This is a genomic window from Anaerolineales bacterium (assembly GCA_015075625.1).
Classification (GTDB): Bacteria; Chloroflexota; Anaerolineae; order Aggregatilineales; family UBA2796; genus UBA2796.
The window spans coordinates 585,606-599,899 of sequence record JABTTZ010000002.1 but is presented as its reverse complement, the minus strand read 5'-3'; the positions used below and the strand labels follow the sequence as shown (position 1 = coordinate 599,899).

At 56.3% G+C, this 14,294-nt stretch carries 12 protein-coding genes; 5 read left to right on the top strand and 7 right to left on the bottom strand.

What is annotated here, in order from left to right; genetic code table 11:
• Positions 1-3: 3 nt before the first annotated feature.
• The 4 genes from HS103_11220 to HS103_11205 form a co-directional block, all read right to left on the bottom strand.
• Positions 4-957, bottom strand: a complete 954-nt coding sequence (locus HS103_11220) for a hypothetical protein (protein MBE7513366.1) — start codon at positions 955-957, stop codon at positions 4-6.
• A gap of 102 nt (positions 958-1,059) precedes the next feature.
• Positions 1,060-1,692 carry a nicotinate (nicotinamide) nucleotide adenylyltransferase gene (gene nadD / locus HS103_11215; protein MBE7513365.1) on the bottom strand — a complete coding sequence of 211 codons (633 nt, stop codon included), beginning with the start codon at positions 1,690-1,692 and terminating at the stop codon, positions 1,060-1,062.
• Complete coding sequence (gene obgE / locus HS103_11210; protein ID MBE7513364.1) at positions 1,680-2,948, bottom strand: GTPase ObgE; 1,269 nt, start codon at positions 2,946-2,948, stop codon at positions 1,680-1,682. Before obgE ends, nadD begins: the two co-directional genes overlap by 13 nt.
• 300 nt (positions 2,949-3,248) lie before the next feature.
• Positions 3,249-4,286 carry an SIS domain-containing protein gene (locus tag HS103_11205; GenBank protein MBE7513363.1) on the bottom strand — a complete coding sequence of 346 codons (1,038 nt, stop codon included), beginning with the start codon at positions 4,284-4,286 and terminating at the stop codon, positions 3,249-3,251.
• Between the two features lie 163 nt (positions 4,287-4,449).
• Here HS103_11205 and HS103_11200 point away from each other — a divergent pair, with 163 nt between their 5' ends.
• The 5 genes from HS103_11200 to mvaD all read left to right on the top strand — a co-directional run bounded on the left by HS103_11200 (position 4,450) and on the right by mvaD (position 11,141).
• The gene (locus HS103_11200; protein MBE7513362.1) at positions 4,450-5,730 is read left to right on the top strand and encodes an extracellular solute-binding protein; all 1,281 of its coding nucleotides are present in this window, start codon (positions 4,450-4,452) and stop codon (positions 5,728-5,730) included.
• 109 nt (positions 5,731-5,839) lie between these two features.
• Positions 5,840-7,528, top strand: coding sequence for a sugar ABC transporter permease (locus tag HS103_11195; protein ID MBE7513361.1), 1,689 nt, complete (start codon positions 5,840-5,842; stop codon positions 7,526-7,528).
• Between the two features lie 7 nt (positions 7,529-7,535).
• Positions 7,536-8,435: a carbohydrate ABC transporter permease gene (locus tag HS103_11190; GenBank protein ID MBE7513360.1), complete on the top strand. Its 900-nt coding sequence runs from the start codon at positions 7,536-7,538 to the stop codon at positions 8,433-8,435.
• A 13-nt stretch (positions 8,436-8,448) separates the two neighbouring features.
• Positions 8,449-9,948 carry a hypothetical protein gene (locus tag HS103_11185; GenBank protein MBE7513359.1) on the top strand — a complete coding sequence of 500 codons (1,500 nt, stop codon included), beginning with the start codon at positions 8,449-8,451 and terminating at the stop codon, positions 9,946-9,948.
• 215 nt (positions 9,949-10,163) lie between these two features.
• Positions 10,164-11,141, top strand: a complete 978-nt coding sequence (mvaD, locus tag HS103_11180; protein MBE7513358.1) for a diphosphomevalonate decarboxylase — start codon at positions 10,164-10,166, stop codon at positions 11,139-11,141.
• A gap of 2 nt (positions 11,142-11,143) precedes the next feature.
• Here the strand turns inward: mvaD and HS103_11175 are convergent, their stop codons facing one another.
• The 3 genes from HS103_11175 to HS103_11165 form a co-directional block, all read right to left on the bottom strand.
• The gene (locus HS103_11175) at positions 11,144-11,692 is read right to left on the bottom strand and encodes a GNAT family N-acetyltransferase (GenBank protein MBE7513357.1); all 549 of its coding nucleotides are present in this window, start codon (positions 11,690-11,692) and stop codon (positions 11,144-11,146) included.
• 301 nt (positions 11,693-11,993) lie between these two features.
• Positions 11,994-13,055 (bottom strand): class I SAM-dependent methyltransferase, encoded by a 1,062-nt coding sequence (locus HS103_11170; GenBank protein ID MBE7513356.1) that lies wholly within the window; start codon positions 13,053-13,055, stop codon positions 11,994-11,996.
• A gap of 196 nt (positions 13,056-13,251) precedes the next feature.
• Positions 13,252-14,253 (bottom strand): tyrosine-type recombinase/integrase, encoded by a 1,002-nt coding sequence (locus HS103_11165; GenBank protein ID MBE7513355.1) that lies wholly within the window; start codon positions 14,251-14,253, stop codon positions 13,252-13,254.
• Between the last annotated feature and the right edge of the window lie 41 nt (positions 14,254-14,294).

Genomic DNA, 14,294 nt, shown 5'->3' with positions numbered 1-14,294 from the left:
GAATTAGAGGGCAACGTCCAAGCGTTTCGTTGCCAGCCGCATTGTGCTGTAGGCAACAATGAGGGGGACGAGTAGGACGAGGGCAACCAAGATCACTGTTTGCAAGAGGAACATCGCTCCATCTTTAGGTGGCACAACGGCGGCAAAGAGGGGTGTCCAATGCCCTAAGGGGATGAACATTGCGCCAAGCGACCCCATTGGAGAGGTGAAAGTGAGCCACGCGCCCATCAATCCGTTGGTCAGCCCCAGAGCCAAAGCCGCCCCCCCAAGCGCGGTAATCCGCGCCCAAAAGGTCTGCCGGATGAGGACGGCGGAGAGCGCCGCGATGCCCATGACCATTGCCCCTTCGGCAAAGGGCTGAAGCATGAACACGCCAAAGCTGGCGAGATCAAGCCCGGTGAACAGCGTCGTCTCTCGTGTCCGTTGGGAGACAACCGAGATCGGCAAAATGAGGGCGGCGATCAGCCGCACAATGAGCAGCGTTCGCACGATTCCCGCCCAATCACGGGCGACGGCGGCAAGTTTTGCTAAAACAATCTCGTGTGTGGGATAGGGCGTCAGCCGTAAGAAAACCCATGAACCCCGTTCCAATTCGGCGCTAAGGGTTAGCGTCGTGTGGTAGATCAGCCCGATCAGCATTGCCCAATAGAGCAGGGAACTCAAAAAGGCGGCGGCAAGGGGCGTCCCAAAGGGCGTCAAAAAGGGGGAGAGGATGGGCAGCACCACACCGCCGCCGCCAAAGCTGTTCATACGGTTGTAGGAAATGACCGACACCACAAAAAGAACCCCGTGTACCATTGCCGCGTAGCCGAGCAGCGTCCAGATGTTTGTCAGCCGCCGAAAGGTGAGCGGGAGCGGCTGTGGATGAGCGAAGTGTGCCTCCCGCCGCGCAATAGGGTGCAGCGGGTTGAGGTAGGGATAGCGGGTGATGAAGTGTCGATAGAGTAAACGGAACATGGCACAAAAATTCTTTGCAATGACCTAGTTATATTGTATCAAAAAACACGCCTCGTCGCGGATCACAAAAGGGTCATAACAGAATAGCTCCACCTCACCACCTTAGCGATACAACCCCATGTCTCGAATGTATGCCGCCACTGGATCGGGAATTTGATAGCGGACGGAGCGCCCCGCCGCGATCAACGCCCGCACGCTGTAGCCGGAAAGACTCATCAAAGGGGCATCCATAATCACCGCCCGTTCCTCGATCTGCGGGATCACCGCCCGCAGTGCCTCAAAACTGACGGCATCTCCCGGACGGCGGATCACTGCCAAGCGTGCCAGCGCAAGAATCCCCTCTGGATCACGCCACTTGGGAAAATCCGCCAGCGAATCGCCCCCCATCAGGAAATAAAGCTGCGCCGTAGGTGATTCCTCGCAGAGCAAGCGCAGCATGTCCACCGTATAATGGGGTCCCTCCCGATCCAGATCAACGCGGGAGAGCGCAAAGCGAGGGTTCTCGGCAATTGCCCGTTCAACCATCGCCACGCGCTGCGGGGCGGGGGTCATCGCCCCTTGCTGTTTGTGGTGCTGCTTATGGGGCGGATCGGCGGCGGGGGCAAACAGCACGCGGTCTAGACTCAGTACGTCGGCAGCCGTTTCAGCAAGGATCAAATGCCCAATGTGCGGTGGGTCGAACGTCCCTCCAATGATCCCGATGTTCCCGCTGATGCCCGTCATTAGTGCGTCCACTCCAACTCATAGTCACCGATAAAGACGGTATCGCCCACCTGCACGCCCGCCGCGATCAGCGCCTTCGTGATTCCCAAGACCTCTAAGATTTTTTGGAAGCGGTTGAGCGTTTCCTCAAATTCCCAATAGGTCATTGCCGCTGCCCGCTCAATGCGCTTTCCGCGCACATGGTAGGCGCCGTTCGCATCGCGACTGATGGTGAAGGCGGATTCTTCATCCTCGGTATAGGCATAGAGGGGCATGACTTCCTCAGTGAGCGCCTCCAGTGTGTCGGGGAGCGCTGCCAAGATCGCGGCGACACGGTTCATTAGGTCTTGCGTGCCGCTTTGGGTAGCGGCGGAGAGTTTCACCACCGTGTAGCCCTTGTCCGTCAGCGCCCGCTCTACTGCCTCCCAATGCGCCTCGGCATCGGGGAGGTCTATCTTATTGAGGGCGACAATCTGCGGCTTTTTTGCCAAATCCTCGTCAAAGAGGGCGAGTTCGGCGTTGATCTGGTTGAAATCGGCAAGGGGGTTTTCGCCCGCCCCGTCTAAGAGGTGAATCAGGACGCGAGTGCGCTGGATATGGCGTAAAAAGGTATGCCCCAAGCCGATACCCATGTGCGCCCCTTCGATTAGACCGGGAATGTCGGCAACGACAATATCTCGATCCCCGACCACAACAACGCCCAACTGCGGTTCTAAGGTGGTGAAGGGATAGGCGGCAATCTTCGGTTTGGCATTGCTAATCACTGAGAGAAGTGTTGATTTTCCGGCGTTAGGGACGCCAACAATGCCCACATCGGCAATCAGGCGGAGTTCCAGTTTGATGCGGCGTTCTTCGCCCGGGACGCCGCGTTCCGCCATGCGCGGTGCCTGGTTTGTACTGGTGGCATAGTGCTGGTTTCCGCGCCCGCCGCGCCCGCCCTTTGCCACCACGATCTCTTGCCCCTCGGTGGTGAGGTCGGCAAGCAGGTCATTCGTCGCCGCATCGCGAACAAGCGTGCCGAGGGGAACATCAATACGCAGGTTATCCGCGCTGCTTCCCGTGCGGTTGACAATGCTGCCGTTTTTGCCATCAGCGGCAACAAATTTTTTCTTGTGAAGGAAGGAATAAAGGGTGTTTACCCGCCGTGTTCCAACAAGGATCACGCTTCCGCCCCGTCCGCCGTCACCGCCATCGGGACCGCCTCTAGAGACAAATTTCTCGCGGTGGAAGTGGACAAATCCATCGCCACCCTTCCCGCTTTTTACGTAAATGGTTGCTTCGTCAATCATGGGGATGATTCTCGCTGAATCGGCGGCGGATAGCAATCCCCGTTCTGGGGAAGGTTACCCCCAAAAGCACATCGAAAGGAGCGATACACAGCAACCTAGTACCTCACCGCAGGGATTTCTAGGAATCCCCCATCCCTACGAACTACATCATAGAGGACGTGGTTACCGATCACCACCTAGTAGGGGCATGACATGTCATGCCCCTACTAACCCCGCACTATTTTGCAAAGGGGTATGGTGGGAATAGGCGGCGTAGGGGAAAATGACCACTGTCGGACTGCTCACAGAAGGGTGCTGGTGTTACTGAGTGATCGTCACTTTGCGCAAGCCCTCTGGCTGATCGACGCTGTGTCCTTTTGCCAGCGCCAATTGGTAGGCGAACACCTGCCCCGGAATGACAGCGAGAAGAGGCGTCAGCCACTCAGGGACGCCCGCCGGAATGCGCATTGCCCGCACACCAAGCGCCGCCGCCGCATCGTCATTGGTGATCACGATGTTTTCTGCGCCGCGCTCGTTTAGTTTTTCCAGAAGGCTAATCATGTTTGGCAGCGCCTTTCCCGCCGGCGCAATGCTAAAGACGGGAAACCCCCTGCTGACCATCGCAATCGGTCCGTGCCGGAAATCCGCCTCGCTGTATTCAACGCCCGTGACATAACACAGTTCCTTCACCTTCAGGCTGATCTCAAAGGCGGTGCAGTAGTTATAGCCGCGTCCGGTGGTGACAAAGCGATCCATATAACGGTAGCGCTCTGCCCACGCCCGAATCCCTTCCGTCCCCCGAATCGTCTCAGCGGCAAGATCGGGGAGTTTCGCCAGATAGTCGCGCATTTCGGCGTTCTCGGTCAGGGCGGCGGCAATCAGCGCGACGGCGGTCAATTGGGCGGTATAGGTTTTTGTGGCAGCAACGCTGATTTCCTCCCCCGCCATTAGCGGGAGGTGGTAGAGGGCGCTTTGAGCAAGGGGCGATTCGGCGTTGTTTGTCAGGCTGATGGTGAGCGCCCCCTGCGCCCGTGCGTCATCGAGTACCTTGCGCACATCTTCCGCCCGCCCCGATTGTGAAATACCAATGACGACAGCGCGACTCAGGTTGGGGGCAGCCTCGTAAAGGGTGTGGACGGAGGGTGTCGCCAAGCCAACGGAAAGTCCGGCGCGAATACCCCATAGGTATTGCGCATAGCGTCCGGCGTTATCGCTTGTTCCCCGTGCAGCAATCGTGACAAAGGCGGGGTTAAAGGCACGGATAGCAGCGGCAATCTGCTCGGCAAGGGGCATTCCCTCGGTAATCAGGCGGCGCATGACCTCTGGTTGTTCGGCAATTTCGCGCTCAATGTGATACATGACCAAACTCCTCGAATATCCTAACAATTTCTTGACAAATTCCCGTTGACTCGGTTTGCCTTATGCGCCTATACTACCACTAATCCGGTTAGTTAGTAAAGTTACTTAACTAACTGTGAACGTTGTCACAAACACGTGGCTTCGAAATAGAGGAGCGAAAATCATGTCTCGTAAACTGTTCCGCGTTTTTAGTTTGATCGTAGTCGCCGCGCTTATTGTGGCGGGCTTTGCCGGTGCTGCACGTCCCGTCCGTGCGTCGGGGACGAGCCTCGAAATTTACATCACGGGCTTGTCTGATGACACGATGAAGTGGTTCCGCGAAGTCGTCTTCCCTGCCTTCCAAAAGGATCATGCAGACGTCACGCTGGAAATTTTGACCGGTGGTTGGGGCGATTTTGACGCCACCGTTGCCGGCTGGATCACAGCGGGCGATGGTCCCGACATTGTGTATCTTGGCTCGGAATACGCTGCCACCTATGGCAAACTCCTCACTGATATGGACCCCTTGCTTGCCGATTGGTCTGAACTCAGCAACTTCCTCCCCGCTGCGTTGGACACGGCGAAATTTGATGGCAAGCTGCGCGGTTTGCCGCTGCTCATGTCCCCCCGCCCGATCTTCTACCGCACGGACTTGGTGACGGGCGAATTCAAAGCGCCTTTGACCTTTGCCGAGGCGTTGGACTTCGTGAAGGCGAACACCGAATTCAGCGCTGATGGCGCAGTCTCCAAGCAAGGCTTCATCGACATCGGTGGTGGCTTGTTCGACGCGCAGGAATTCATCGCCTATGTGTGGTCGGCAGGTGGGGAACTCTACAACGAAGACGGCACGAGCGCCTTTGACAGCGCCGCCACCGCCGAAGCGTTGCAGTTCATGTATGATCGCCGCCGTTTGGTTCTGCCCACCGAGCAAACCGCTGGGCTGCCCCCGATTGAAGGGACACCTCTGGGGTCGGGCAAGGTCGTCAGCGGTATCTTCCCCATGTGGAACGTACCTGCGCTGAGCGATAAGGTGTGGGAGAGCGTCGCCATTGAGCCGTATCCGGCGGGCGCGAACGGCAGCCCTGTAGTGCAGGTCTTCACCGACTGGCTCTCCGTCCCCGCGTATGTTCCTGCCGAAAAATTGCCAGTGGTGGCAGACTTCCTGAAGTTCCTCGGCACGAAAGAATATGCGCTGGCATTGAACAAGGCGGCTGGCTTCACCCCTGTGCGTACTGACGCATGGACGGACATTCGCGCCAACAGCCCGGTGTGGGATCGCTTGCTCGGACTCGCTGAAGAGTACGGGCGTGGCTTCTCCGACATCCGTGCCAGTGCCGAACTGCGTCCGCTGCTCGTTGAGCAGATCACGAAGTTCCTGACCGACCAACAATCACTTGAGGATACGCAGGCGAATCTCAAGAGCGAATACGACGCTATCTTGAAGGCAGCCGGCTTTATCAACTAACGTCCTTCCGCACTCCACGACACACCGCGCCGCGCCCCTAACCGGGCGCGGTTGCGGTATCTCCTATCACTCTGCCTGATGCACTACTTTAGTATTAGGGATTTATGCCATGCCACTCTCAACCGCTGCTGACTATCGCATCCACAATCTGCTTTGGGCGTGTGCAACCCTTGTCTTCATCGCTGTGACGAGCGTAGCCTTGGGCTATCTTGGTCGCCTCGTTGCACGGGCGCGGGGGCTTTCCGCTGGCGAACAACGAAAAGTGTTTGTGGGGGTTGCCTTTGCCGGACCGTGGATCGTCGGCTTTTTTATCTTCGTCTTGGGTCCGTCTCTCGTCAGTTTTTACTATAGCTTTACAAACTATAAATTAGGCGAGCCAATTACAACCTTGAGTTTGGGAAATTATCAGACCCTCTTCAACAGCGCAACGACTCAAGGGCGGCAGTTTGCCGGAGCGTTGTTTAACTCGTTATACTACGCCCTGATCGGCGTGCCGCTTCAGATTTTTGCCGCGCTGGGCATGGCGCTTTTGCTCAACCGCGACTTGCCGTTGATCAAAGGCTTTCGGACAATTTTTTATCTACCTGTCCTCTTGGCGGGGAGTGCGGCGGCGCTGCTGGCATGGCGTTACATGCTTGGCACAAACGGCGGTTTTGTAAACATCGCCTTACGCAAGCTTGCTGATTCATTCTTTGTCTTTGGTTGGCTGTATCGCGGCTTCATCTATGTGATGGAGACCTTCAGCGCGTTGTGGGCAGGCTTCACGCGGGGTGACCCGATTGGTCCGTTCAAGTACGCCATTCCCGTTGTGATCACTGTTCTCACCCTGATTTACCTCTCACGCGGGGATTGGACAGATGGAAAACGGGCAAATGCGTGGCGTGTGGCGCAGATTTTTATCATCATTTTTTGCTTTGGGCTCGTTATCAAGCTGTTGACTGATGCCCCCATCACTGGATCGTGGGTGCAGCCGGGCAAGGTCGCCCTCATAGGGAAACTGTTCACCTTCCAAACGACGCTAGAGCAGCCAGAAAACCTTGATTATCTGCGGAAAGTGTATGCCAGTGAGACGCTTTCCAGTTTGTGGTTCTACCTTGCTGGTGGGCTGACCCTGATCGGCGTCTCGTCGGTCAGTACCATCGCCGTGATTGGGGACGGCGCACGGGCGCAGTTACGGCGGCGTTTAGTTGCCGGGGCGTTGATCATTTTTGGGATACTCGCCCTGAGTACCATCATTGATGGAGCGCGGTATTTTCAGGCATTTGACGCCTACACTGCGGCAACGGGTAAACCAAGCTACCATTTCACACTATTCCGACAGATGGCGACGACCTTTCCAGAGCCAAACCGCCTACCTCTGTGGATGACGAATGAATTGTGGTCAAAACCGTCGCTTGTCTTAATCACGATGTGGAGCAGCGGGGCGGGGATGTTGATCTTCCTTGCCGCCTTGAAAGGCGTGCCAAAATCGTTTTATGAGGCGGCACAGGTAGACGGGGCGAGTCGGATTCAACAATTCTTCAAAATCACCCTCCCGCTCATCTCCCCAGCGATGTTCTATAACCTTGTCATTGGCGTGATCGCCGCCTTACAGACGTTTGATACGATCTACATTCTTCAGAACACGAATACCATAGACAGCCTACGCAGTGCAGCGTACTTCCTGTTCACACGGACGTTCCAGCAAGGGCAGATTGGCGAAGGGGCGGCGGTTTCCTGGATTCTCGCCGCATTGATCCTGACCGTGACGGCGCTCCAATTCCGTTGGAGTCGGCGCTGGGTACATTACGAGGCTTAAGGCAACCATGGCAACTATCACCAGTTCGTTCGACACACCGAAGACCGCAATGCCTCGCTTTGAGTTTCGGCGAGGGGTCATTGGTATACGTTTATTCATCTTCTATGCGTGCATGGCATTTCTCTCCTTGTTTTTCGTCTTTCCTCTTATGTGGATGGCGGGAACATCGCTGAAAACCATTGAGGAAGTCCAGCAGCCGCAGTTGAACCTTCTGCCAGCCATTCCGCAGTGGAATAACTTTGGGAAACTGATCAGCGAGGAATCCTTTTCCCGTGCCTACACCAACAGCATTTTCATTGTCACCTTAGTGTTGTTTGGGACGGTTCTCTCGATCTCGTTGGTGGCATTCGCCTTCAGCCGCCTAGACTGGAAAGGGAAGGGGCTGGTCTTTGCTATGATGATGGGGACTCTCCTGCTGCCCTATCAGGCGACGCTCGTCCCGCAGTATGTTTTGTTCCACCGGTTGGATTGGATTCAAACCTTCAACCCAATCACCATCCCCGGCTTTTTCGCTGGTGGCGCGTCGATGATCTTCTTGCTGCGGCAGTTTATGCTAGGGCTGCCGAAGGAACTTGATGAGGCGGCAATGCTTGATGGGGCAAACCCGCTCCAAATTTGGTGGTTTGTGATCATGCCCCTGTGCCGTCCGGCAATTGCCACCATTTCGGTGTTCTTGTTTGTGGGGCAGTGGAACAACCTGTTGCAACCGCTGCTTTACTTGCAGAAATCCGTCTTGTTCACCATGCCGATCTATGTGGCACAGAAGAACAACCTACAAGTGTCGCCTCTGCCCTGGCAAGATGTCATGGCGGCATCGGTCTTGTTTGTCATTCCGCTGTTGGTTGTCTTTTTTCTGACCCAACGGTATTTCGTGGAGAGCATCGCGCTCACAGGCTCCAAAGGCTAGGGTGTTACCCATCATGCGCCAATTCATGCACAGTTTCGTGGGGTATACCCCGCCCCCGGATGTGCTGCGGGGTGTGGAAAGCGGACAGATCGCAGCCTTCTGTTTATTTCGGGATAAAAACGTCCTTTCGCCATCCCAACTGCGCGATCTGAGTGGATCGCTCTACCGGGCGGCGAAAAAGGGCGGACACCCCTCACCGCTGATTGCCATTGATCAAGAAGGGGGGCAGCTTGTTGCCATCACCGGCGGGGCAACCGAACTCCCCGGCAACATGGCATTGGGGGCAACACGCTCAAGCGATCTTGCCTTTGAAGCAGGACGGCTTCTAGGGCGCGAACTCTTGGCGATGGGCATTACGATGAATCTTGCCCCTTGCCTTGATGTGAACGTGAATCCCGCCAACCCCGTCATTGGCATCCGTTCCTTTGGCGATGATCCTGAATTGGTAGGGACATTAGGGGCAGCCTTTGTGCGCGGACAGCAGTCTGTGGGAGTGTTAGCCGTAGCGAAGCACTTCCCCGGACATGGCGACACCGCCACCGATCCCCACCATGACGCGGCAATCATCCAGCACAATCTTGAGCGTGTGCGGCGGGTGGAATTTCCGCCCTTTGTGGCTGCCATCGAAGCGGGGGTGGCAGGGATTATGACGGCGCATCTGCACTTAACCAACCTCGATCCTGATCTTCCGGCGACGCTCTCCCCGCGCATTTTGCAAGGGGTACTGCGCGGCGAACTTGGGTTTGGTGGCTTGATCGTCACCGACGCGATGGATATGGGCGCGGTGGCACGCTATGGGACGGATTACAGCATCCAACAGGCACTCTATGCCGGCGCCGATGTGATCCTCTTGGGGCATCTTGAGCATCAGATCGCACTGGCGGAGAGGATGGGGCATCTTGCCAACCCCGAATCGCTGCGGCGGATTGCCGACGCCCAAGCCCATCTGCCGACGACGATCCCGCCCTTAGAAGTCATTGGCAGCCCGGAACACCTGCACACCGCCCGTCAGATTGCCGAACGTTCAATCACGGTAGTGCGTGGGCTGGCAATGCCGATTAACCCCGCCCCCGATGAAACGCTGGTGGTGATCACCCCGCGCCCAGTGAACCTGACCCCCGCCGACACTTCGGCAAGCGTTGAGATCACGCTAGGGCAGGCAATCCGGCGGCGTCACCCACGCACGCTGAACTATGAACTGGCAACGGATGGCTCGAATCTGGCGGATATCCTGGCGGCGGCGGCGGTAGGGGATACCGTTATTGTGGGGACGCTGGCGGCGGAGAATGATCCTTTCCAAGCAGAATTGGTGCGGGCGCTTCATGTGGCGGGGAAAAACCCTCTGGTGATCGCCATGCGCACACCCTATGATTTGGCAGCCTTCCCGATGATCGAAACGTATCTGTGCTGCTACGGCATTCGGGCGGTGACGCTGGAGGCTGTGGCACGGGTGATCTTTGGAGAGATCAAGCCGGTGGGCATCTTGCCCTGTGCCATTCCTCTTATGATGTAACTAGGGTGGCTTAGGCAGGCAGGTTTTATGGGGGCGCACGCTTATGCGGTTGCGCCCGATACGCTCTACCCCCCGCATCCCCAGTCTCGCTTTTTGGTGGTTTTGCCTCGTTTTTTTCTGCTTTTGGGGAACATCCTCCTTCAACACAACAGATGGCGTAGGTGACCAGATTGCTCCCCTGCGGTATGCTCATGGGCAATGGAGTAAGACCTTTCATGCCCACTCAGACAGCTACCGCCAGCGCGTTTTCTAACATTGCCCTGATCAAATATTGGGGCAACCGTGATGATGTTTTTCGCCTTCCCGTCAACGGCTCAATCTCAATGAACCTTGCCGGATTGCGAACCCGCACCACTGTCACCTTCGATCCCGCCCTTTCCGAGGATGTGGCGGAGGTTGATGGCAGCCCTATGCGTGGCGGCGGGTTGACGCGGATCACCCGCCACCTTGATCATATTCGCCGCCGCGCCGCCATGACCACCTTTGCCCGTGTCGCCTCGGAGAGCAATTTTCCCGCCGGAGCGGGCATTGCCTCCTCTGCTTCGGCATTTGCGGCACTTTCTCTTGCCGGCGCAGAGGCGGCAGGGTTAGCGCTTTCTGAACGGGAATTGTCGGCGTTGGCGCGGTTAGGTTCAGGGTCGGCGTCGCGTTCTGTCCCCGGCGGGTTTGTCGAATGGTATGTGGGCGATTCGGACGAGACGAGTTATGCCGAGAGCATCGCCCCCGCCGAGCATTGGACGCTGGTCGATTGCGTTGCTCTCGTCAGCACCGCACACAAGACGACGGGCAGCACGGAGGGTCACAGCCTTGCGGCGACGAGTCCGCTCCAAAATGCACGTGTTGCCGATGCCCCCCGCCGCCTTGATCTGTGTCGGACGGCACTTCTGGCGCGGGATATTGAAAAACTCGCCCACATTGCCGAACTTGATTCAGATATGATGCACGCGGTTATGATGACAGGCACGCCGTCACTCTTTTATTGGCAGCCAGCGACGCTCGCAGTTATGGCAGAAGTGCGGCGCTTACGAGGGATGGGGACACCCGTTTTCTATACGATTGACGCGGGCGCAAACGTTCATTGCTTGTGTTCGGCGGAGGCGGCGGGGGAGGTAGAAGCCGCCCTTCGTGCCGTGCCGGGCGTGATCAGCGTCCTTTCGGCGGGGGCGGGCGGGGCGGCGTGGGTTGAGCGCTAGCGCTAAGGGATAACTTCCGCCTGCCGCACCCATTTGATCAAGCACAAGCGCCCTTTGCTCATTGGGCTGCTAAGGGGCAAAACATCAAAGTCATGATCGCGCAAGAGCGCCAGCATGTGTGGTTCTTCAGAAAGGGTATTGAGGGCGATCCAATCACGGCTTGCCTCAACCGTCTCTAAGGTCCGTGCCAGCAGCGCTCGTCCCAACCCATGCCGTTGATAGCGCGGCAAAACAGCAATCATTGAGAGCAGCACGCCCCGTCCCGATGGCGTAGGGACATGCTCACGCGGGCTGAAACGCGGACGCCAACGATCATTCAATTCCCGCCCACTCACATCAAACCATGCGCTTGCCCCGGCATACTTTCCATTGACCTTAAGCAAGTAACCCCCGAAGCCATCGCGGGTGCTATCGCTTTGGTACTTTGCTAAAACATCACTGAGGGCAGAGATTTCGTTAAGCGGTGGGGCGGTAACAATTTCTTGAATGATCTGTCCGGTAATGTGTAACAAATCGGGAGTGTAGGGGAGAATATCGTAAGAAACGCTCATGGTGCGGGTGCTTTCGTCCTTTGCGTCCGAGCTGATCGTTCTGACTGCTCAGTATAGAGGAATTTTACGCGGACACTGTTACGTGATTGTGCAAGAAGTCACAAAAACTTGTAAAGGAACGTCTGATGTCAAATGCGGAACGCTGGCATTTTGGTTCAGAACCCCTATCCCCCACCCCTTTCCCCGTAAGGCAGGGGAAAATTCATTCCTCCTCTTTGTTTACGGCTGAGGGGGCGAGGGGTGGGGTTGTTGGATCAGTCTATCCATACTTATCTGTGTGGTGGACTACCAATAGAAAGGCTCAACGCACGCGGGCAATCACCCCATTGTGGGCTTTGATGACGCCATGCCTCAGAATCTCAAAGCCATTTTCATAGACATACTTCCCTAAATGCCGAATATCCATCAATTCGCGGTAGGCAAAGTTCATCACATCGGCAAAGAGGGTGTAAAACAGTTTTGAGGTGAACTGAATACGCGGGGTGGTGAAGATGACATACCCGCCCGGACGAACGAATTTACGGTGCATTTCAAAAGCAAGCGGTTTGTACTCGTCGGGGAAATGCTCTACCAAGCCAATGCTCAGCACAATGTCGAATTCTCGCCCATAGCTCAACTCACGAATGTCGGCAACCTCAAAATCAATGTCCATCTGCTCTCGATACCATACTTTGGGATGCCCACTCTCCCGATTCATGCCCAAGAAGGGGTATGCTTCTGGAAAACGCCCAAAGCGATCCGTTCGGCAGTAGTCATCATAATCGACCAACACAGCATGACCGCCCGGATACATTGCCATAAGCTGCATCGCTTCGTACCCATCCGCCGCCCCTAAGAACAAGATGTTGGGGCGTTCTACCTCCAACCCCTCAAAAAGCGCTCGCTTGCCGCGTGGGTCCCAAATGGCATCCTCAGTCCGATGAACTTTGTTCCACAGAGTCCAGCGGATCGTTTCCGCCAGCGATTCCCATGCCTCGGCTAGTTGCAGTTTCGTCAGCCCACCGCCGATGCTTGCCAGCGCTTTTTTCCGTTCGCGCATCACCTCGGAATCAAACAACGTCTGAAAGGAACGGTTAAAATGCTCCCAACAGGTTTTGACAGGCATCGTCTGATCGTGTTCTTTTTCCCATTGTTTTTTTTCTTGTGACCATCGTTCTACGCGGTAGGGGCGTCCAATATCCTCCCACGAGAGCGCCGCCCAATCGCTGATCGGATTTGCGTCAAAAAAGACATCTTTATCCAAAGGGCGCAGATCAACCCGATAGGAGGGGGTGAGTTCGGTCTGCCCAATATGCGTTTCATCGTAGGGATAGTGGGGATCGGCGGAATCGATGTGGGAAGGGTCAGCGGTTTTAAGCGCCATCGTAAAATCTCCCAAAGTGTCAAAAGAAATTTTAGGCGTTGCCTGCTCCCATTGTAGATCACTTTTTCCGAAATTCTGCCGAGTCACGAGTTCTTTATTAGGGAAAGGGTCATCTGAGTGTTTGAGCGGGCTTCCCCCTCACCCTTTGCCTTTATCCAAACAGAGGGAAAACGACGTGGGCGCATACAAGGTGACCCTATTCGCTTTCCTCAAGGGCATCCGCCCAAATGTCCGTTGCCGATTTATCGAGTTCGAGAACGGAATTTACATAGCGCTCTGTGGTGGCAATCGTTGAATGTCCGAGCGCCTGCCGGATCAATTCAAACGAGACGCCCGCTTCATATGCCCCCCGCGCAAAGGAACGCCTCAAATCATGGGGGGAGACTTTCTGCAACCCTGCCCGTTTCGCCGCATCTTGAACGACGATCCACACGGCGCGGTCTGTGATACCACTGGTAGTGACACGCCCGTTCTTCCAAATGCGGGTGAAGATCGGACGGTTGCCTTCGGGAAGGGGGTGCTGCTCACGCCATGCCTCAATCGCAGCCAGAGTCATCTCTGGAAGTTTCACGGTGCGCAGTTTTTCGCCCTTGCCGTGAACGCGCAGGACGTGATTTCGCCCTTGTTTCCCTAAATCGCTCCAAACCATCGTGGAGATTTCATCACGGCGCAGCCCACAGGTGACCATCAGAACGATGATCGCCGTGTTGCGGGTGGTGATCGCCGTGTTGCCGCCTGTGCTGCGGCGCATGGCGCTGATCAGGTGACGGATTTCGTCTTGGGTCAGCCATGTTCCGCTGCGCTGTCCGGTTTCGGCGCGAGGGGCTTTCACCCGGCTTAAGCCGCTTGCCACCGAGTAATCCAGCCGCTCTAAATCTGCCATAAACTGCGCCAACCAGACCACTGCTGCCTTCGCCTGCATGATCGATTGCTTGCCGAGGTTTTTCGCTTTCAGACTCCCTAACCATGCTTTTAGGGGAGCAGTGCCGAGGCTTTGAGTGGCAAATTCAACGGAGAGCGCTTTCAAATCAATTTCTTTGAGTGGGCGCTGATTCACCGCGCTGAGGTACGTCCGAATCCAACGCCGATAGGCACGCTGCGTATGCGTCGAAAGCCCTGCCATCGCCACCCAGACATTGACCGTCTCGGTTTCGGGAAAGCCCGCAGGTTGCGGTTGATAGGGGACGAGTTGGGTCATCGTAGCGCTCTCCGCATCACTAGTCCTAAATCCCTAAAAGG